This window comes from Borreliella californiensis (genome assembly GCF_014205885.1).
Classification (GTDB): domain Bacteria; phylum Spirochaetota; class Spirochaetia; order Borreliales; family Borreliaceae; genus Borreliella; species Borreliella californiensis.
Genome location: NZ_JACHFB010000003.1, coordinates 74,404 through 91,993, shown reverse-complemented (window position 1 = coordinate 91,993; position 17,590 = coordinate 74,404). Strand labels below are relative to the sequence as shown.

The 17,590-nt window shown below is 27.7% G+C and carries 22 protein-coding genes; 19 read left to right on the top strand and 3 right to left on the bottom strand.

Annotated features, from left to right (window positions below):
• Positions 1-12 precede the first annotated feature (12 nt).
• The 4 genes from HNP67_RS04325 to HNP67_RS04340 all read left to right on the top strand — a co-directional run bounded on the left by HNP67_RS04325 (position 13) and on the right by HNP67_RS04340 (position 2,819).
• On the top strand, positions 13-597 hold the full coding sequence (locus HNP67_RS04325) for a DUF226 domain-containing protein (RefSeq protein WP_184125318.1): 585 nt from the start codon (positions 13-15) through the stop codon (positions 595-597).
• Complete coding sequence (locus HNP67_RS04330; protein WP_184125320.1) at positions 573-1,325, top strand: ParA family protein; 753 nt, start codon at positions 573-575, stop codon at positions 1,323-1,325. Before HNP67_RS04325 ends, HNP67_RS04330 begins: the two co-directional genes overlap by 25 nt.
• 29 nt (positions 1,326-1,354) lie before the next feature.
• Positions 1,355-1,900, top strand: coding sequence for a chromosome replication/partitioning protein (locus HNP67_RS04335; RefSeq protein ID WP_184125322.1), 546 nt, complete (start codon positions 1,355-1,357; stop codon positions 1,898-1,900).
• 487 nt (positions 1,901-2,387) lie between these two features.
• Positions 2,388-2,819 carry a DUF261 domain-containing protein gene (locus HNP67_RS04340; RefSeq protein WP_184125324.1) on the top strand — a complete coding sequence of 144 codons (432 nt, stop codon included), beginning with the start codon at positions 2,388-2,390 and terminating at the stop codon, positions 2,817-2,819.
• Between the two features lie 191 nt (positions 2,820-3,010).
• On the opposite strand, the gene dbpA is transcribed toward HNP67_RS04340, so the two are convergent.
• A complete protein-coding gene (dbpA, locus tag HNP67_RS04345) occupies positions 3,011-3,604 on the bottom strand; it encodes a decorin-binding protein DbpA (RefSeq protein WP_184125326.1) in 594 nt (197 codons plus the stop codon).
• Positions 3,605-3,729: 125 nt separating this feature from the next.
• Entirely contained in the window at positions 3,730-4,284 is a 555-nt protein-coding gene (gene dbpB / locus HNP67_RS04350; protein WP_184125328.1) for a decorin-binding protein DbpB, read from the bottom strand.
• A 423-nt stretch (positions 4,285-4,707) separates the two neighbouring features.
• Between dbpB and HNP67_RS04355 the strand changes: the two genes are divergently transcribed.
• From HNP67_RS04355 to HNP67_RS04375, 5 genes are all read left to right on the top strand, one after another.
• The gene (locus HNP67_RS04355; protein ID WP_184125330.1) at positions 4,708-4,977 is read left to right on the top strand and encodes a hypothetical protein; all 270 of its coding nucleotides are present in this window, start codon (positions 4,708-4,710) and stop codon (positions 4,975-4,977) included.
• Positions 4,978-5,200: 223 nt separating this feature from the next.
• Positions 5,201-5,794 carry a hypothetical protein gene (locus tag HNP67_RS04360; protein WP_184125332.1) on the top strand — a complete coding sequence of 198 codons (594 nt, stop codon included), beginning with the start codon at positions 5,201-5,203 and terminating at the stop codon, positions 5,792-5,794.
• Between the two features lie 3 nt (positions 5,795-5,797).
• Positions 5,798-7,150 carry a PBSX family phage terminase large subunit gene (locus tag HNP67_RS04365; RefSeq protein WP_184125334.1) on the top strand — a complete coding sequence of 451 codons (1,353 nt, stop codon included), beginning with the start codon at positions 5,798-5,800 and terminating at the stop codon, positions 7,148-7,150.
• A gap of 536 nt (positions 7,151-7,686) precedes the next feature.
• Positions 7,687-7,881 (top strand): hypothetical protein, encoded by a 195-nt coding sequence (locus tag HNP67_RS04370; protein WP_184125335.1) that lies wholly within the window; start codon positions 7,687-7,689, stop codon positions 7,879-7,881.
• 184 nt (positions 7,882-8,065) lie between these two features.
• Entirely contained in the window at positions 8,066-8,608 is a 543-nt protein-coding gene (locus tag HNP67_RS04375; protein ID WP_184125337.1) for a hypothetical protein, read from the top strand.
• A 51-nt stretch (positions 8,609-8,659) separates the two neighbouring features.
• Here HNP67_RS04375 and HNP67_RS04380 read toward each other — a convergent pair whose 3' ends face one another.
• Positions 8,660-10,246, bottom strand: coding sequence for a peptide ABC transporter substrate-binding protein (locus HNP67_RS04380; RefSeq protein ID WP_184125338.1), 1,587 nt, complete (start codon positions 10,244-10,246; stop codon positions 8,660-8,662).
• Positions 10,247-10,626: 380 nt separating this feature from the next.
• Here HNP67_RS04380 and HNP67_RS04385 point away from each other — a divergent pair, with 380 nt between their 5' ends.
• The 10 genes from HNP67_RS04385 to HNP67_RS04430 all read left to right on the top strand — a co-directional run bounded on the left by HNP67_RS04385 (position 10,627) and on the right by HNP67_RS04430 (position 17,557).
• Positions 10,627-11,265 (top strand): hypothetical protein, encoded by a 639-nt coding sequence (locus HNP67_RS04385; RefSeq protein ID WP_184125339.1) that lies wholly within the window; start codon positions 10,627-10,629, stop codon positions 11,263-11,265.
• Between the two features lie 107 nt (positions 11,266-11,372).
• Positions 11,373-11,978 (top strand): hypothetical protein, encoded by a 606-nt coding sequence (locus tag HNP67_RS04390; protein ID WP_184125340.1) that lies wholly within the window; start codon positions 11,373-11,375, stop codon positions 11,976-11,978.
• Between the two features lie 348 nt (positions 11,979-12,326).
• Positions 12,327-13,568, top strand: a complete 1,242-nt coding sequence (locus HNP67_RS04395) for an anti-CBASS protein Acb1 family protein (RefSeq protein ID WP_236845729.1) — start codon at positions 12,327-12,329, stop codon at positions 13,566-13,568.
• A 10-nt stretch (positions 13,569-13,578) separates the two neighbouring features.
• A complete protein-coding gene (locus tag HNP67_RS04400) occupies positions 13,579-14,175 on the top strand; it encodes a DUF1357 family protein (protein ID WP_184125341.1) in 597 nt (198 codons plus the stop codon).
• Positions 14,176-14,273: 98 nt separating this feature from the next.
• Positions 14,274-14,885, top strand: a complete 612-nt coding sequence (locus tag HNP67_RS04405) for a DUF228 domain-containing protein (RefSeq protein ID WP_184125342.1) — start codon at positions 14,274-14,276, stop codon at positions 14,883-14,885.
• Between the two features lie 16 nt (positions 14,886-14,901).
• Positions 14,902-15,819, top strand: coding sequence for a hypothetical protein (locus HNP67_RS04410; protein ID WP_184125343.1), 918 nt, complete (start codon positions 14,902-14,904; stop codon positions 15,817-15,819).
• A 2-nt stretch (positions 15,820-15,821) separates the two neighbouring features.
• Entirely contained in the window at positions 15,822-16,274 is a 453-nt protein-coding gene (locus tag HNP67_RS04415) for a DUF3890 domain-containing protein (protein ID WP_184125344.1), read from the top strand.
• Positions 16,271-16,645, top strand: coding sequence for a DUF1506 family protein (locus tag HNP67_RS04420; RefSeq protein ID WP_184125345.1), 375 nt, complete (start codon positions 16,271-16,273; stop codon positions 16,643-16,645). Before HNP67_RS04415 ends, HNP67_RS04420 begins: the two co-directional genes overlap by 4 nt.
• Positions 16,642-17,037: a hypothetical protein gene (locus tag HNP67_RS04425; RefSeq protein WP_184125346.1), complete on the top strand. Its 396-nt coding sequence runs from the start codon at positions 16,642-16,644 to the stop codon at positions 17,035-17,037. Before HNP67_RS04420 ends, HNP67_RS04425 begins: the two co-directional genes overlap by 4 nt.
• Positions 17,018-17,557 (top strand): DUF764 family protein, encoded by a 540-nt coding sequence (locus HNP67_RS04430; protein ID WP_184125348.1) that lies wholly within the window; start codon positions 17,018-17,020, stop codon positions 17,555-17,557. Before HNP67_RS04425 ends, HNP67_RS04430 begins: the two co-directional genes overlap by 20 nt.
• The last annotated feature ends 33 nt before the right edge of the window (positions 17,558-17,590 follow it).

Genomic DNA, 17,590 nt, shown 5'->3' with positions numbered 1-17,590 from the left:
AAAAGGAAAAAAATGACGGCTTTACTTGAACGATTAAAGCAAAAACAAAAAGAATTAAAATTAAACACAGACAACAAACAAAATTCCAAAAAAGGAAAAAAAGCTAATGTCTTTTCTAAGATTGAGGAAGTTAAAGGCAGAAAGATATACCATACCAAAATCTTTAATGACTTCTATACATTTGGGATAAGTAAAAATGAACCTACAAAGTTTTTCATTTCTTTAAGGGGAATCTTTAATATAGAAGACATAAGCATGTTTCATTTATTTTCTTTAAGAGAAGATGATGAATTTATGGGAATTTATTACGGAATAAGAAAGCTTGATAAAGCTTTTATTGTAAAGAATTTCAATAAGAAAGAAACATATACACTTAGAAAATGTGAATATATTGAATTTAAGTATAAAAAAGGATCTGTTTTTTGTTATTTAAACGGTCTTCATATTTTGCTTAAAAAGGATAGAGTCAACAGCCCCTATTACAACACGCTTTTAAATATCATTTTAGAACTAGAAACTGAACTCCATACTTTTTATAATAAAAAATTGTCAGAAGGGGGAATTATTCCTGAATGGATAAAAAAGAGACAAAAGTAATAACAGTTGCAAGCATAAAAGGTGGTGTTGGTAAAAGCACAACAAGTTTAATTTTTGCCACATTGCTTTCAATCAAATACAAGGTTCTTTTAATAGACATTGACACTCAAGCCTCAACAACAAGTTATTTCTTTAGTAAAATTAAAGATAATAATGTAGATTTAATAAATAAAAATATATATGAGGTATTAATATCAAATTTACATATAGACAATGCACTAATAACAATTAACGAAAATTTAGATTTAATTCCAAGTTATTTAACATTACATAAATTCAATTCAGAATCTATTCCATATAAAGAATTTAAATTAAAAGAACAGCTAAAGCTAATAAGCAATCATTACGATTATATAATACTTGATACAAATCCCAGCTTAGATTTTACCCTAACAAATGCTCTTGTGTGCAGCAATTATATAATAATACCAATAACAGCAGAGAAATGGGCTGTTGAAAGTTTAGATTTGTTTAATTTTTTTATGAATAAGCTATTATTAACTTTGCCGACGTATTTAATCAATACTAAATTTAAAAAAAACAACACTCACAGAGAACTTTTAAGGGTTTTGGAGAAAAATAGTAATTTCTTAGGCACAATATCTGAGAGAGAAGATTTAAATAAAAGAATAGCAAAAAATGACAGATTTGATTTGACGAAGGATTACATAATAGAGTACCAAAATACGCTTACTGCGTTTTTAAATAAATCAAGTTACGTACACTAAGTGTACTCAGATTGTAAAGGAGGAGATAGGTGGATATAAAGATAAATAAAAGAAATTTATCTGAGAGTGTTATAGAAGAAGAACAGGCTCTTGTTCATTATAATAAACTTAAAGAAAAATTAAACATTAATTTCCAAAAAGAAATTTATTGCAAACTAGAAGCAATGAAAGTTTTAAAGGAAATTAAAGACAAAGAATATTATAAGCTTGATAATTATTCTAGTTTTGATGATTTTGCAAAAGATTATAGACTTGCCAGAACTCAAACGTATAAGTATCTTAAAATTGCAACAGCAATAGAAGAAGGCTTAATTGAAGAAAAGTATGTGGTTAAAAACGGGATCAATGATACAATTTGTCTTCTTAAAACAAAAGAGAGTTCAAGTTTAAAAAAATCTAATGAAAACCCAATAAAACCACTAAGATTTCAGCTTAAAAAGGAGGAATCTTATTCTTTTTATAAAAAAAATGCCAAACTTACAAGTTTTCTTTTGGAAAAAATTTTTTTTGAGGAAAAAGATTTTTTATTAAAAATAATTAAAGAATTTGAAACTTTAAGAAATAAACGAAAATGAAATATTTATTTGCAAAACTTGAAAAGTTAGTGTATACTTTATAGGTACAGACTGACACGCAATGTGTCGCTCTTAATATAAGGACCTGTTACCTTAAAGGGTTTATTGGGGGATTCTTTTGAAAGAAATTCCAATAAACCCTTTAACTTTTAATATAAAGCCGTTATTTTTAACAATAATTTTGAAAAAATTTAGAAAAGTATTTACAAAACATAAATTTTTTTATACTATATTATTAGTAAAAAACTTATATTAGGAGTTAAGATGAAAAGGCTTAATAAGATCAAAAGGAAAGAATACTACAAATTTTTAATTAAAACTTTTGCCATTAAAAACAATGGGTTTGAGTGGCTTGGTTTTAACAATATTAAAGATTTTTAAACCTAAATGTTTTCTTATTAAGCTTTTGGATTCTAAAGTTTAAATAAAAATTGGTCAGGAATGTTTGATTATTTGAAAATTATATTTAAAAATTGTTTATTTAAAAATGTTTATTGAGAAAATATTACAAAGTAATGCAGAATTGTTTAAAGATATTCAAAAGTCTGGATGTTATTTTTTATCTTTGCACTATTGGATATTTGTTTTAACAGGTTTTGATTTTACAGTAAAAGATGTTAATTTTAATTATCAGCGGTTTTTAAAATTAGGCTACATTAGAAACGATTGTTATATTTTAAATCCATGTGAAATTCTTGGTTATTATAAAGTATTTTCTAAGGTTAGATATGAAAGTCCGCTTTATTTACCCAAGGCTGGCAGAGAGTTTGAAATAACACAGGTTAAGCTGAAAGATAAAGCGTTTATTCATTTTCTTGTAATGGATAACAATAAGGTAATTTACGATAGTCTTGACTTAAATTCCAAAGGAAAGAAATTCCAAATAATATCAAAAAGAATATTTAATTATTTTGTTTAAAAATAATTAAACCATTTTTAAATTCTAAATCCTTTAAGTCAGTTGTTTTAACTGTGATTTATTTTGTTTTTTGGCTGTTGGGTAAAAAGCTTGTTATTTGTTGATATGCATTGCAAAGCTAAAACTTAAATTATAAGACCAAACCTAAATGGGTTTGGTCTTATAATTTAAGTTACATATAAAAATAGCGGTTAATTGGTTTTGCTGCAGTCGTTAGAAGTATTATTAGTGTTAGTTTTCCTTTCGAGGGCGCATTTGTTTTTCTTATGAACTTTTTGTAATTTTGTTTTCATTGCTTTTGCGATTTCAAGTATTCCTTCAGCTGTAGTTGTAGAGTTTTCTTCGGCCGTACCTGTAACTGTTTTTTTCATGTCTTGTATTCCAATTTCTTCTAGTGGGGCTGAGACCTCAAGCATTAAGTTATACATTGCTGAGAATTCGCCGCTACTTCCAGTTTCTTTAAGTTTAGTAGCTTCTTCTTCGATTGCTGTTACAAATTTTTCTGCCACGTCAGTAGCTTGCATCTTTGCTTTTAATATGAATTCAGGTTTTTCTGATACCTGGCTACCTGTTTGTTTTTCTCTAAAGTTTTCAAATTTTACGCCGCTAGCAGCGGCCTTTTTTTTAATTTCATTTATTGCGTCTGTAATATCTTTAGCGCTTCGTTCTAATCTAATTTTTGTTTCTCCTGTTAAGCCGCATGATATAAACAAGCTAATAAGTAAAGGTAGTTTAAATAAATTTTTAAAATTAAAATTTTTAAAAGTTTTTTTATATTTAATCATAACAATATCCTTTTTTTGAACTTTAATAAAAGCAATAAATCAATATTAATATTGTTAAATTGTAAATATTAGGACGAGCTAAAAATTTTATTTTTAGTCCATTCTAATTAAAATATTTTTAATATTTATTTCTTTTTTTTGCTTTTATTATTTTTTTTCTCCTCATTTTCAATATTTTGTTTTGCCTTAATTGCTTCTAGTTGAGTTTCTATTTGAACTTTAACCTCAAGCAATCTTTCGGCTGTGTTTATAGGATTACTTTTAGCGTCCTCTAAAACACGGGGTTTTACGTCTTTTATTCCAACTTCTTCTAGTGATTCTACGACGTCAAGCATTAAGTCAGACATTGCCAAGAATTGACTACTTTTGCCAGTTTCTTTAATTTTCAAAGTCTCTTCTTCTATTATCTTGAGAAACTTTTCTGTTTCACCAATAGCTTGTACTTTTGCTTCTCTTAAAGCAAGCCCGCCATCTGACACTTTAGAGCCAGTTTTGTTGTCTGTAAAAGCTGCAAAACGCACACCTTTTTTAGCGGCCTCTTCTTTTATTTTTAAAATTTTGTTTTTTAAATCCCTAGAGGATGATTCAAGCGCGAGCTTTGTTTTTTCTATTAATCCAAGATTACATGCAAGCAATGGAGTGAAAAATAAAGCTATAACGATTAAATTTAATCTTTTCATTTTTGTTACCTCCTTTCTATATTAAATTTAATTTTTCCATTTTTGTTATCTCCTTTCTATATTAAATTTAGTTAAGTCTAAATTTTAGCCCAGTTTATTGAAAATAAAATAAAATAAAATAAAATAAATGAGTCAATAAGGTTAATACAATTATACAATTATTGTATTTGTACTGAATTGCAAAACCTTTTATTTGAAAGCCTTACCAATTTTAATTTTATTTTTATTAGGGAGCATAAATTTGTTTTATGCAAATATAGCAGTAACATTGTTTGGAGTTATAAGTTGGCCTTTTAAGCGAGCTTGTAATTTTGAGATTTATTTCCAGTTTGTCAAAATATTGCAAATTGGTTATTTTGTAATATTTTGTAAATTAAAACAAAGATCTAAAAGAATTTAGGTCTTAAAAATAAAAGAGAAGCCATGCTCCCGCAATTTGTTGGCTTCTCTTTTGAGTATTTTGACTATTTTGACACTGTTTTAATTAAGGAGCAGGAACGGGATTGGCAGGCTTTAGAGGGCATAACAACATCTTTTGGGCCTATAGAATTGTCCTGTTTTACTTGCTCCAGAGACTATTTTATTTTTTCCGTTAATTATGTGTCTAGTAAACTTTCATTAGTTGTATTGTTTCCAGCAGCCTTTATTGAGCGTTTTAATCCTTCAGCTTATTCGTTAACAACGATTTTCTGATTTTTGTTTCTTGCTCTCTAGTAAAACCCTGCTGTACATATTGCAAGACAATATCATAGCTGGCAACAAAATATATTTTATTTTAAACGGTTCTTTCTCCTTGTACCATTTATTTTTATTAATTTTGTTCTATATAAAAAATATATCTCGTTAATTAAATTATTCACAATAAAAAACATTAATTTTTCTTGAGTTTTTAAAAGAACTTAATTAAAATAAAATAATGATATTTAAAAATAGAAAAGAAGAATATATTTTTTTATTTAAAAAAGGTTTAAAAGATTTAGACATTGCTCAAATTTTAGGTGTTAGTGAATCTTTTGTAGCAAAAGCCCGAAACAAATATTTTAAATCTAGTGATTCTGTTTGCAAAAAGAACCCTTTTCCTATCGACTCAGCAGGAGAAAATATTGCTAACGTGTCTTTCAATGAGGATAATTTTAACAATTTAGTGCTACTTGCTACAAAAAAGGCTTGTGAGCTTGAAAATGCTAAAAACGAATCCGAAAAACTGTTTTATGAGATAGTTTGTTCTTTTATTGATTCTCACAATAAATATAAAAATCTCAGTTTAGCGTCAATAAAAAAGGAATCATTAATCTTGGATTTAAAAATTAGCAAACTTCAAGGCGAGATTAGTTTTAATAAAAAAAGAGGCCTTAATAGCCAAGAAAGCCTTGAGAGAGAGCTTGCCGATAGGATTCAAGAAAGAGAAGAGATTGAAAAAAAGATTATTACTATTTGCATGAGAGAGGATTTTGATGCTCTTGTTAAGCTTAAATCTGTTTTAAGTAGTAAGAATTTAAAATTGGAGTAAGATTTGAAATTTTTCAGATCCTTAATATTTTTTAATCTTCAGAAAAAGTTTAAAAATAAGTTTAATATTAACATTTTGGATTATATTAAGCCAAAATCAACCAACATTTGTTTTAAAGATTTTGAAAACAAATACTTAACTGCTAAGCAAAAGGAAGTTCTTTTTGACATAGAAAGTAACAACTATTCAAAAGTAATATTTAGCGGAGGGATTTCAAGTGGCAAGACTTTTTTAGCCTCATATTTGCTTATTAAAAAGCTTATTGAAAACAAATCTTTTTATGAGCAAGATACCAATAATTTTATTATAGGTAATTCTATTGGTTTATTGATGACAAATACCCTAAAGCAAATAGAGAAAATTTGCAGCTTGCTAGGAATTGATTATCAGAAAAAGAAAAGTGGGCAGTCTTTTTGCAAAATAGCAGGTCTTAAGCTTAATATTTACGGAGGTAAAAATAGAGATGCTTTTTCTAAGATTCGTGGGGGCAATAGTGCAATAATTTATGTAAATGAAGCAACAGTAATTCACAGAGAAACTTTGCTTGAGGTAATAAAAAGGCTTAGAAAAGGCAAAGAGATTATTATTTTTGATACAAATCCGGAAAGTCCGGTGCATTATTTTAAAACAGACTATATTGAAAATACAGATGTTTTTAAAACATATAATTTTACAACGTACGATAACCCCTTAAATTCAGCAGATTTTATTCAAACCCAGGAGAGACTTTACAGGCGTTTTCCCGCTTATAAGGCTCGTGTGCTTTACGGAGAGTGGATTTTAAATGAATCTACACTATTTAATGAGATGATTTTCAATCAAGATTATGAATTTAAAAGCCCAATAATGTACATTGATCCCGCATTCTCAGTAGGTGGAGACAATACAGCTGTTTGTGTTTTAGAGCGTACTTTTGAAAAGTTTTATGCATATATTTATCAAGATCAAAAACCAGTAAGTGATAGTTTAATGCTTTCCTCCATTCAAGTTTTAATAGAAAATTTTAATGTAAATACTGTTTACATTGAGGAGAGAGACAGTATCAAAGGGGATGGAATTTTAACCAAAACAATTCTTTTTTTAAGAAACAAAAGCATTCACTATTTTAAAGTTGCACCAATAAAGCCTTTGAGCAATAAATTTAAAAGAATATGTGCTCTTGTTCCTTTATTTGAAAGCCGCAAGATAGAATTTTTAAAAATAATAAATAAAAATGTAGTATCTGATATTTACAGCTACAAAGGAGACGGCAAAACAAAAGATGATGCACTTGATTCTCTTGCAAATGCATATCTTCTTTTAACGCTAAATTATAAAGAAAAATTATTTCATTTCGGCAAGTTTAAATATTTATAATTTGATCTAAATTGATATTTATCAATTTAAGTTTATTATGATTGATAATTATTTAAAAAGTTTTTGTCTTTTGTGCTGATTTTGTTAAAAATTCCTTTTTGCCTTAAAGGCCAAGGCAATATTAAATAAATTTTTAAAGCAATTAAAATATTTGATTAAAAAATACAATTTTTTATAAAAAATAAAAAGTTAATATTCAATCTTTTAAAAGTTTTGAAAAATTATTTTTAAAGGTTATTATTTTGGGAAATATTGTTGATATGATTTATAATATAATTTTTATTATTTTTTACGTTAAAGGAGATTTTATGAAAAGCATATTTTTTTTATTTTTCTTTCAAGAGTCTTAGAATTGAAGATATTTTAAGCAAGTTGATTTTTTAAAAAAGAGAGTTTATTTTACATCAAATTTGATTAGATTTTGATTGAATTTTATTAGATTAGCATTAGAAGAATTTGCCAAGTTTGCCAAATTTGTCTAGTGCAAGGTATTTTTAAAATTTATCTATTCAAATGTATTTCAAGGAGAGAGAAATATGAGAATTGCCAGTTTTCTTTTTTTTTTAATGTGTCTTTTGAGTTGTAGTTCTTTTAATAAATCAAGCAATAAAAGTTTATTATCCAAAAATAAGCAGAAAGCTTCAGATTATAATAGAGAATATTATCAGAAAAACAGAGAAAAACTTAAATTAAGAGCTAGAGAGCGATATCGTAGAAACAAAAAAACTTAAAATTAACTATAAAGAATTAAACTTATTAAGCTTAATAAACTTATTAAAAATTTAAAATCAATTTTAATATTAAGTAATATATTTAAATTGAATGGTGAATTTATGCAAAAGATGTATGTTTTTTAGTTATTTAAAATAATTTTGTGCTTTTGAAATAAATTAAATTTTAATTAGGAGAATATACATGAAGAGATATATTTATGTATATATATTTGCAGTAATAGCAAGTTCTTGTTATTTAAATGATTTTTCTAGTATGAAAAAAAGCAATTCTAATAATAAATATGACTTAAATTTTTCTAAGCTTTCTTTATCTGAAAGAGAAAGTGCTATTTTAAAAATTCAAAGAAAATTCAAAAGTTTAACTGATAAAATAAACTCCCGAATCACTAATTATAATGAGATTAAAGTTAGTAATTTTTTTAGTGAATTTAGTGAACAAAAAATTAATCTTTTAAACAAAATATTAGAGATTTTAAAAGTACAGCATGGGCTAATGGAAAAAAGTAGCAGTAGCTTAAGCAAACTTAATATGTTAAGCGGGGGTAGTTATGCCGTTCATGATCCACAGCCAGAATTGAAACTTTTAAATCAGAAATATTCAGATATAGATGAAAAATTAAGAGAAATATGTAGTTGCATTCTTAGCAACAGTGTTGACTTTGATAAGGCTTTAAAGGATTTGATTTCTTTAAAAGAAGGCTCTTTAGTGTTAATACAAAAATAAAGTTTTTATAAATAGAATCAAAAATTTTTGACTCTATTTATAAAAAAGCATTTATTCCTCTAAAGGTTTTATTTCTGATAAGGCAAATCTTTCTGAATTGTTTGTACTCCACCCCGTCCATTTATCATTTTTAAAAAGATAGTTTCCTGCAACACTGTATATTGGAATTATTGGATAATCATTTTCAATAATTATTTCTTCTATCTTTTTTAATATTTCTAATCTAAGTTTTTCATCCCCTTCAAGATCAGATTTTATTATAAGCTCATCAAGTTCAGGATTTGAATATCCGTAAGATACAAAATGTGAGCTTTTAGTTTCAAATATGTTGAAGAATGTCATGGGATCTAAATAATCTCCTTGCCAGGAATTTACTGAGATCTCATATTGACCTTTTAGAATGTTTGATATGTGATTAGTCCACGTCTCAGGCTCAATTTCTACATCAATATTTAAAACTTTTTTCCATTGGCTTTGAATAAAATTGGCAACTTCTTTTTCAAGGTCATTTTTATTGTATTTTAGTGTAAGCGTTGGAAAATTTTTTCCATCAGGATATCCAGCTTCGGCTAAAAGTTTTTCTGCTTTTCGTGGGTTGTATGGCTTTAGCTTTTTCCCATAATTATAGTTGTTAATATTGGGACTTATTTTTCTTGTTGCTTTAAAGTTGTTATCAAGCACCCTGTAGACTAGAGTTTCTCTGTCAACCGCAAGAGCCAATGCTTCTCTTACTTTTGGATTGTTAAGAGGTTTAGCATTTGTATTTAATGATAAAAACCCAATTTGATTAATGTCAGCTGAATAAAAATCTTCTCTTAAAATAAGTTCATTAATAAGGGTTAAGGGGATGTTGTTAAAAATAGCATCTATTTCATTGTGCTCATACATGCTGTAAATTCTGCGGGCATCGTTTATAGTAACAAATATAAGCTCATTAATAGCAACGGTTTTAGCATCATAAAATTTGATATTCTTTTCAAGAGATATTTCTTCGTTTAAGATGTTTCTTTTTAGTTTAAAAGGCCCACTTGTAACCATGTTTTCAGGGTTTGTCCATTTATTTCCAAACTTTTTAACAACGTGAGTAGGAATAGGCATAAATATTGGGTTTGTAAGCATATCAAGAAAATATATTGTTGGGCGAGAGAGAGTTATTTCTAAAGTTTGCTCATTAATAACCCTTATTCCAACTTCATCTGCATTGAATTTTGTTTCGTGAAATTCTTTTGCATTTTTTATCTTTGATACTAGTAGGCTAATATTTGGCACATCAAGTTCATTTTCTAATGCCATTATGTAGGAATCTCTAATAGTACTTGCTGTTATTTTAACGCCGTCACTCCAATAAATGTCGTCTCTTAAATGGAATGTGTAGCAAGTGTTATCGTAAGAAATGTCCCAATTTTTTGCAAGTCCTGGCCTGTAACCACCCGTTTTAGGATCCCCCCTTAAAAGTCCTACAAATAGTTCGTTTATAATTAAATTGCCTATTTTATCGCTGGAAAATTGTGGATCAAGTGATGTTGGGCTCTTTCCAATTCCAACGCCAAAGATAATATCATCTTTTTCTTTAGAAATTGTACACGAGATTATAGCAGCAATGTTTAGTATTAAAAATAGTCTTTTTTTTATTATCATATCCTTTGCACCTCCTTTATATTTGCAATATTTAATAGCAAAATATATTGCAATATAATTTTTTAAAATATTTTATGTTTTTGTTAGCACTCTAAAGCTTTGTTATTTTTTGGTTATTTGATAAATTAAATATTTTTTATTCAAAGGAAATTCAAAGGAAAAAACTAAAAAAGGGTACATTTTTTGTTTTAAAACTACAAATAAGGCCTTGAGACCCTATTTGTAGTTTTAAAGAAGTTTTCAATGAATTGTTGATTTATAACAATAGACAAGTATATATCTCTCTTTGTTTTTTTCAAATAAAAATAAACCTTTATTTGTATGTCTTGAGAATGCTAGAAAATGAACTATAATGACGTCTTATTTCAGCGGAGGTTGTGATGCAAAGAATAAGTATTTTATTATTGTTATTAGCGGTGTTTTCTTGTAAACAGTTTGGCGATGTTAGGGGGCTTACAGAAATTGAATCTGAGAATGGCATTCCTCTTGTTGTTAGCGATGTAGTTAAAGATCTAATTCCTAAAGAGATTTCTTTAACACCCGAGGAGTCTGAAAAGTTAGAGACTTTAAAAATCTTTTTAAAAGATGCGATGGACGTTAATGGTAGAGAAGATAGTCTAAAAGCTGAATACGAGAAATCTTATAAAGAATTTTTTGATTGGCTTTCTAAGGATGTTGACAGACAAAAAGAGTTTGTAAGTTTTTTTGACAATGTTTGCGGTATTGTATCTAAAGCAGTAGATGCAAGTAAAAGGCAAAGACCTACTGAGCAGAAATCTTTAGGCTTTAAAGAATATGTTTGTTACAAGATTAAAAAGAGTACTGGCGAGGCTTTAAGTTTATTTTTCCAGAAGGTAGCTGATGCGTTTGGTGTTGATGAGTACAAAAAAGGTACTGATGAGAGCGTTCAAAAGCCTGAGAAATGCAATGAAGAGATTTTTAAAGTAATCAAAAGAGTGTTTACCCAAAGCGAGAGTAACAACGAATTGAAAAATTTAAAAAATTTCGGAAATGTTTAAATATTTGGGATATACTTTTTATAAAGACAGGTTCTATTGTGAACGTGTCTTTATATTTTCTTTAAAAGACTTTTAAGCATCTTTTAAGGCTAGATCTTTATTGGGGCATGAGTGATAACAATAACGCAAAGAGCAATTTTCAAGATTTTAAATTTAGTAATGTGGAATTTGCCAAGGAATTATCAACTCAAATTATCAATTCTGCTCTAGAAGTAGAGACCAATTTAAATAAAATTTTAAATACAAATAATTTACATGATGCTCATTTAAGGGTTCAAAAATTAAAGTCAAGACTTGTTTCTACAGTCAGGCTAGCCAAAAAGCTAAACAACCACCTGCTTTTAGAATTTGATAAAATTTCTGATTTTGATATTCCTGTAACATTAAGGATTGTTGACAAGATTTTAAAAGTATTTTATTGGACAATAGTCAATTTTGATTCTCATACAGTAAGTGAAATTGACTCAGTGGGGTTAAAAGAAATTAATTTTTTACATGAAGATGAAGAAGGAATAAAATCAGCTGAAGAAGAGATTAGCAGTATTAAAAATTCAAAGAAAAGAGAATTTCTCTTTGGGTTGCTTTTGGTTATTAAATCCACATTTCAAGCAGACAAAGCTTTAATAAAAGCAATAAGAGCATCTCTTTTAGCGTCAGCTTTTATTGCCCAACAGGGAATAGAAGGTAAGCAGATTTTATTTTTTTATGTTTAGTTTTAGGCAATTGGGTTTTCTGTATTTCAATATTAAAAGGTAGAGAAACAGCTCTCTACCTTTTTAATATTTATTGGGATTGGATAAAGTATTAATTTAATTTTCTTTTTAATATCATTTTACAATGTTTATCTTTTAACAAAGCGAGCAAAAGTAAGCAGAATATTTTATAAGTTTTACTTATATTCTTTAATTAATATTAGCATAAATACTCTAAAACGTATTAGTTTTTTTATAAAAATTTAAATGAATTTTAATATTTACATTTTGTATATCAGTATTATTTGATAATTTATATTAAATAATATCAATTTGCATAAAATACTGTTTTTGATATAATAATATATAATGATATTTAAAAAAATGATTAACGAATTTAAAATGGAAATAAAAAACAATAAATCCAAAATTAATCCTATTGATGTTTACAGATATTCGATTTTTTTCAGGAATTACATAGAAAGTACAGCAGAAGATGCACTTAAGAATGGGATTAATTTAAGCTTGCTTGAAAAGTCTTGTTTGGAAGAGGGGAGCAACTCTCTTTTAAGTTTAAAGGTAGAGCTAAAAGAAGCTCTACTTGAAGCAATGATAAGCTATAGATTTAATGGAGCAGGTTATATTTTAGTAAAATCCAAAAGCGAAGATGAAGATTTAAGCAAAAAGGTTAACAGCGAATTACCCATAGGTTTTAAATATTTAGATTTTCAAAAAATTATTAACAAAAGAGATTCTAATTACATAGAGTACCTTTCTAATTCAAAAGACCTGGATGGTTTTGAGAAAGCAAGAGTTGTAAGAATAGATAAAAGCAGAGTAATAATTTATGAAAATTATGATTATGTTTTAGGCGTGCAAGAACCTGCTTACACGCAAAGTTTGCTACTTAACATTTGTCTTTTAGAACAAATTTATTTAGAAATAGAAAAAAGAATAAGAAATTATAATTTTTTGTTTTACAAAGACGAACATTTAGTAGGACTTGTTGAATCATTAGAAATTGCAAAAGAAGAAATTAATGCTTTAACAAACAGTAAAGGCAAAATATTTTCTACCTTTTTTAAAGCTCAAGGGCCAAACAAAAGTTTTCAAGAATTAAGTAGTGTTTCTGATCAGCTTAGCAGAGAGCTTAGCAAGATTAAAAGCGCTCTAAACAATGATGGAATTTTTTATACAGCATCAGAGAATGCTCGTCTAGAGGTAATAAAATATGATTTAGAGTTTTTAAAAGACGCATTTGAACTTGTTAAAGCAAAAATTGGTGCTGATACTAAAGAGCCTTTAACTAGAAGCTTTAATGAGCAAGTCAAAGGACTTGGTAGCAGTGGCAAGGGAGACAAAAGTAATTATTATGATTATTTAAAAGGTGTACAAGAATCTGTTGCTAATGCGTGTAATCTCAAGCTTAACAAATATTATAGATTAAATATGAAGTTTAATGAGCTTGAAGCTTTAAGCTATGAGCAAAGACTTGAGAGAGACAATTTGCTTCTTGATGTTTATTTTAAATATTTAAAGCTAATTAAAAATGAAAATCTAAGCGACAAGGCAAAAGAAAATTTAAAAGAACAATTAAGTTTGGTTATTTAAAGGAGTAATTATGGAAAAAATGGCATCAAATGCAGACAAAGACAGCCAAGAAGATTTAAAAGAGTCTAGAAACAAAAACAATGAAGTTTTAAGCGATACTTTGGTTAAGGAGTTCTTAGAATATAAAAATCTCAAAAGTGCAAGTAATAACTTGGCCATTAATTTTTCTCACAATGACTTAAGAGAATCTGTTGAGATAAATAAACTTGCAAATGATAATTTAAGTTTTGAGTATAATACAGAAAATCTTTTAGCAAAAGGGTATTCTTTTAAAGAGGTTGTAAAAGGACAAGCCGAAGAGCTTATTAGAAAGTATGTAAAGTCAGCCCAAATATTTGCAATAGCTGGAACTTGCAAGCTTGATGAGATTGACTCATCTTCTCGTGCAATACTAATAAGGCTTGCAAAGACCAATATTGATCAGAATAAGAATTTAGAAAATTCATACAAAGTGATAAATTTTCAAAGAATAAACCTAGATCAAAAAAATAATTTAAGATCCAGAAATGGTTTTTTTAACACGTATAATGATTTAAGAGAGGCAATGCTTAATGAATGGGAAGAGGTTAAGAATGAATTTTATTGTAATAAAAAAGCATTAGCTTAAATTTTATTAAATTTGTTTGAATTTTTGTAATTTAAGCTTTTAATGAAAAATTTAAATAAAAATTAAATAAAAAATTAATTTAAAAAAGGAGATTATTAATGAGTGATTCAATTGATTTTCAAAAAGAGATAGAAAAACTAAAAGCATCAAAAGTAGAACTTGAGAGTCAGCTTGAAAGTTTAAAGAAAAATCAAGCTCAAAAAATTGTTTTAGACAAGCTGCAAAGCGTTGCTGCTAGTAGTTACCCAGTATTTGAGAGCAGTTCCAAATTTCAAGACGAAGGGTTTTATTTTTCTCAAAAAGGCGGACTTAAAAGCTCTCCTGCTGATAAGTTTGAAAATTACCAGGCGCAAGATTTTTGCTATAAATATGGGGTTAAGCTTATTGTTAACGGTTCACATTTACAAATAGCAAGAGGCGGCGGTAGCGAGCTTTATGGGGTTTGTGTAGACTTTGACGATTTTTCAAGAACTGGTACGGTTGTTCCAATAACTTGTAGTTTTGAATGTGTTTTGATTACTAAAGATAAAACTATCAAAGCAGAAGACAAATTAATAATAAACAGCGAAGGTGTTTTAGAAAAATCTAGCAAGAATGCATCATTTATTCATGCTTTAGCATTAGGTCCTGCTTTAGAATTTAAAGACAGAAGAGATGTTTATGGTGTTAGGGTTCTTTTTTTAGTCAAGCAAATAAAAGATGTAATTTAAAATAGGAGAATTTGAAATGGACGAGAGCATATTAAATAACGAAGAGTATGTAAACACAGTAAGGGATGTTTTGGTTAAGGAGTGCCCAATTCCGGAATATTATCATTTTTTAGATTCACAGCAAATACAAAGTAGTAATATTTCTCTTGGAAGTGATAGAATTATCAAGTGGTATTCTAATTTAACAGACATTCCCACATTAAAGGTTAATGATTTTAACACAGTATCAACAATAAAGTTCCAAAGACAAATAGTAAAAATTAATTATTTGCCTTTTCAGTATGCATTTACGTACTATGCACCAGATGGAAAAGTTAGTGTAGAGGCAAACACAAATATTAACATGAGAGAAGGTCTCTTAGGTGCAATAATTGAGATACAAAAGCTAATGAGTGTGCACTATTTAAGAGGCGGGCTTACACTCTCAAGAGGCAGCAAAAGAACTCTTCTTGTTGATGAGTTTAACAATGAAACTATGTACGGACTTTTGAATCTCCCAAACCAAATAGACAAAACAGTTAAACAGACAAACATATTAGATCAAATAAAATCAATAAATGATGATCTTTCAAAGATTAATTTAGAAGACGAGAGAAAGGTGCCTTTTAAAATACTTACAACTAGCAAAATTAAAGGTCGTCTTCTTGAAAGGCTTCCAAACAACAATTATTCATACAAAGACATGCTTTTTGATTTTATAAGCGCAATTAATAATGATGCAGATATTGAGCTTGAGACTACAAATTTACTAGACGATGAAATTTTAATATATCCAAGAAGCAGCAAACTACTGCTTTTAAAAGACGGTCATCAGCCGATATTAAATTCATACACAGAAGTTTCAAGTAGTAATTTCAGAACAAGTTTTCTTGACTTTTCTATTGGAACAATTTTGGCAACAAAAAATTCAATCTTAAGAATAAAATTGAGCTAAAAATGAATGACAACAAAGTAGATACCAATCAGGTCTTAAATGCAAATTTTAAAACTCTAGAGAGTGAAAATCCAGAGTCATTGCAAACAGTGTATGAGCAAATACTTAGTCTTTTAATGCTTGATTTTAAAGATCTAAGCATTAAAGAATTTTCTTTATATTTAAATTTACTTGAGAATATTTTAATTTTTAAGAGAATAAGAATTAAAAATTTAAATGATTCTACAATGTTTGTTTTAATTTATTATTTTATTGGTTGCGAGCTAAAAAAACGAAACAGATTAAAAGGTTTTAATTTAAATAACATCAAGTCCGAAAAATTCAAAGAGATATCATTAGAATATTTCCCCACAAATGTTGATTCTAGCAGCTGTGGGGGGGATTTTTGTAAATGTTTGGATAGTTTAATAAAAGATTTAAGAGCAAAGGGCGCTCTAATAGGAGTAGTTAAATGAAATCTTTAGAGATGATTAATACAAGTTTAAGTAATATTATAAGTATATATTCACAAGAACTTTTTTTCTGTAAGTTTAGAACAATCAAAGATCCAATAAATGCATCTTATGAAACTAGATTTAAAAGTTCTGATACTGTTGTTTTTAAAGGGATGTTATTATTAATAAATCCAGAAGAAGTAGTTGAGATTGAAGGTGTAAATATTTTTGACAAAAATAGTTACGCCAAGGTTTATACTCTTGAGAATTTGGAATTTGAGTACGGAGATTTGGTTAAGGTTTTTGATGATGTTTATTCTATCTTAGGGGTGCAAAAGAGCTACAAAGAAGGCCTAAATTACAATACTCTGGTTTTAAGGAGCTCTTGTTGAGTGTAAGAATTAAATTTAAAGACAGTACTTTTAATGCAGAAAATAGCATTAATATCAAATCTGAAGAACTTAAAAGAGAGCTTGATTTTAAACTAGCAAAAGCTGCTTACAAAGAATTTTATTCTAATGTTTTTTCAAACAAAGGAATAAAAACAGCTTTTAGAAAATCTATTCAAAAAGGGCTTGTTGAAATAAAAGATCAGTTTAAGATTTTTTATAAAAATTATTCACTTAGCTTGCAAATAAATCCAAGCTTAAAAAAAGCTTTTAAAGCTAAAGAGGCCAAAGAGGCTAAAAAATCCAAAGAATTTAAAAGCTTTATTAATGGCATTAAAACCCCAAGTCTTTTAAAGGCAAAAGAAAAGGATAATCATGATTGTAGGACTAAATGAATCTGTACAGTTTTTAATAAAAATACTTACAAATTTTAAAAAATATTTAGATATTAAAGAAATAGAATTAGAAATCTTAAATACCTATAACCACCCATATTTGGAAAAGTTTGCTACAAATACTAGTAATTTACTTGTATTAAAAAGTGAGTCTTTCGAAGGGCTTACTCCTAGAAATCTAGGGGGTAGAAATTCTTTTAAAGAGTTTAATGAGTTTAGATTAAGGTTTTCGCTTTATTTTTTAAGTTTTGTTTTGTTTAAAGCTTACAGAGATGCTTATGAGAACATTTGCAAAGTGTATGAGCACTTTTTAGAATTTTTACACGAGAATAGATTTAGGTTTGAGTTTACAAAAGAGCTTGAGGATGGTTCTTCTTTGTTTTTAACTTATTATCTGTGCTCGATTAGCAATTTAAATAATGATGGATTACTTGGCGTTTCTAATATGCATGCCAATATGTGTTTTAGTTTTAATCAGATTTTTGTTGCAAATATACAGGTTTTAAAACAAGAGAGGTAAATTTTTTGAGAAAATAAAAGGAAATAAAAAGAA

Excerpts from the sequence above, each read along its gene's own strand:
- HNP67_RS04325 (WP_184125318.1), top strand. The coding sequence starts at position 13 with ATGACGGCTTTACTTGAACGATTAAAGCAAAAACAAAAAGAATTAAAA.
- HNP67_RS04395 (WP_236845729.1), top strand. The coding sequence starts at position 12,327 with ATGATATTTAAAAAAATGATTAACGAATTTAAAATGGAAATAAAAAAC.
- HNP67_RS04380 (WP_184125338.1), bottom strand. The coding sequence starts at position 10,246 with ATGATAATAAAAAAAAGACTATTTTTAATACTAAACATTGCTGCTATA.
- HNP67_RS04405 (WP_184125342.1), top strand. The coding sequence starts at position 14,274 with ATGAGTGATTCAATTGATTTTCAAAAAGAGATAGAAAAACTAAAAGCA.
- HNP67_RS04340 (WP_184125324.1), top strand. The coding sequence starts at position 2,388 with ATGTTTATTGAGAAAATATTACAAAGTAATGCAGAATTGTTTAAAGAT.
- HNP67_RS04400 (WP_184125341.1), top strand. The coding sequence starts at position 13,579 with ATGGAAAAAATGGCATCAAATGCAGACAAAGACAGCCAAGAAGATTTA.
- HNP67_RS04370 (WP_184125335.1), top strand. The coding sequence starts at position 7,687 with ATGAGAATTGCCAGTTTTCTTTTTTTTTTAATGTGTCTTTTGAGTTGT.
- HNP67_RS04330 (WP_184125320.1), top strand. The coding sequence starts at position 573 with ATGGATAAAAAAGAGACAAAAGTAATAACAGTTGCAAGCATAAAAGGT.
- HNP67_RS04375 (WP_184125337.1), top strand. The coding sequence starts at position 8,066 with ATGAAGAGATATATTTATGTATATATATTTGCAGTAATAGCAAGTTCT.
- dbpB (WP_184125328.1), bottom strand. The coding sequence starts at position 4,284 with ATGAAAAGATTAAATTTAATCGTTATAGCTTTATTTTTCACTCCATTG.
- HNP67_RS04415 (WP_184125344.1), top strand. The coding sequence starts at position 15,822 with ATGAATGACAACAAAGTAGATACCAATCAGGTCTTAAATGCAAATTTT.
- HNP67_RS04410 (WP_184125343.1), top strand. The coding sequence starts at position 14,902 with ATGGACGAGAGCATATTAAATAACGAAGAGTATGTAAACACAGTAAGG.
- HNP67_RS04360 (WP_184125332.1), top strand. The coding sequence starts at position 5,201 with ATGATATTTAAAAATAGAAAAGAAGAATATATTTTTTTATTTAAAAAA.
- HNP67_RS04355 (WP_184125330.1), top strand. The coding sequence starts at position 4,708 with ATGCTCCCGCAATTTGTTGGCTTCTCTTTTGAGTATTTTGACTATTTT.
- HNP67_RS04390 (WP_184125340.1), top strand. The coding sequence starts at position 11,373 with ATGAGTGATAACAATAACGCAAAGAGCAATTTTCAAGATTTTAAATTT.
- HNP67_RS04385 (WP_184125339.1), top strand. The coding sequence starts at position 10,627 with ATGCAAAGAATAAGTATTTTATTATTGTTATTAGCGGTGTTTTCTTGT.
- HNP67_RS04420 (WP_184125345.1), top strand. The coding sequence starts at position 16,271 with ATGAAATCTTTAGAGATGATTAATACAAGTTTAAGTAATATTATAAGT.
- dbpA (WP_184125326.1), bottom strand. The coding sequence starts at position 3,604 with ATGATTAAATATAAAAAAACTTTTAAAAATTTTAATTTTAAAAATTTA.
- HNP67_RS04430 (WP_184125348.1), top strand. The coding sequence starts at position 17,018 with ATGATTGTAGGACTAAATGAATCTGTACAGTTTTTAATAAAAATACTT.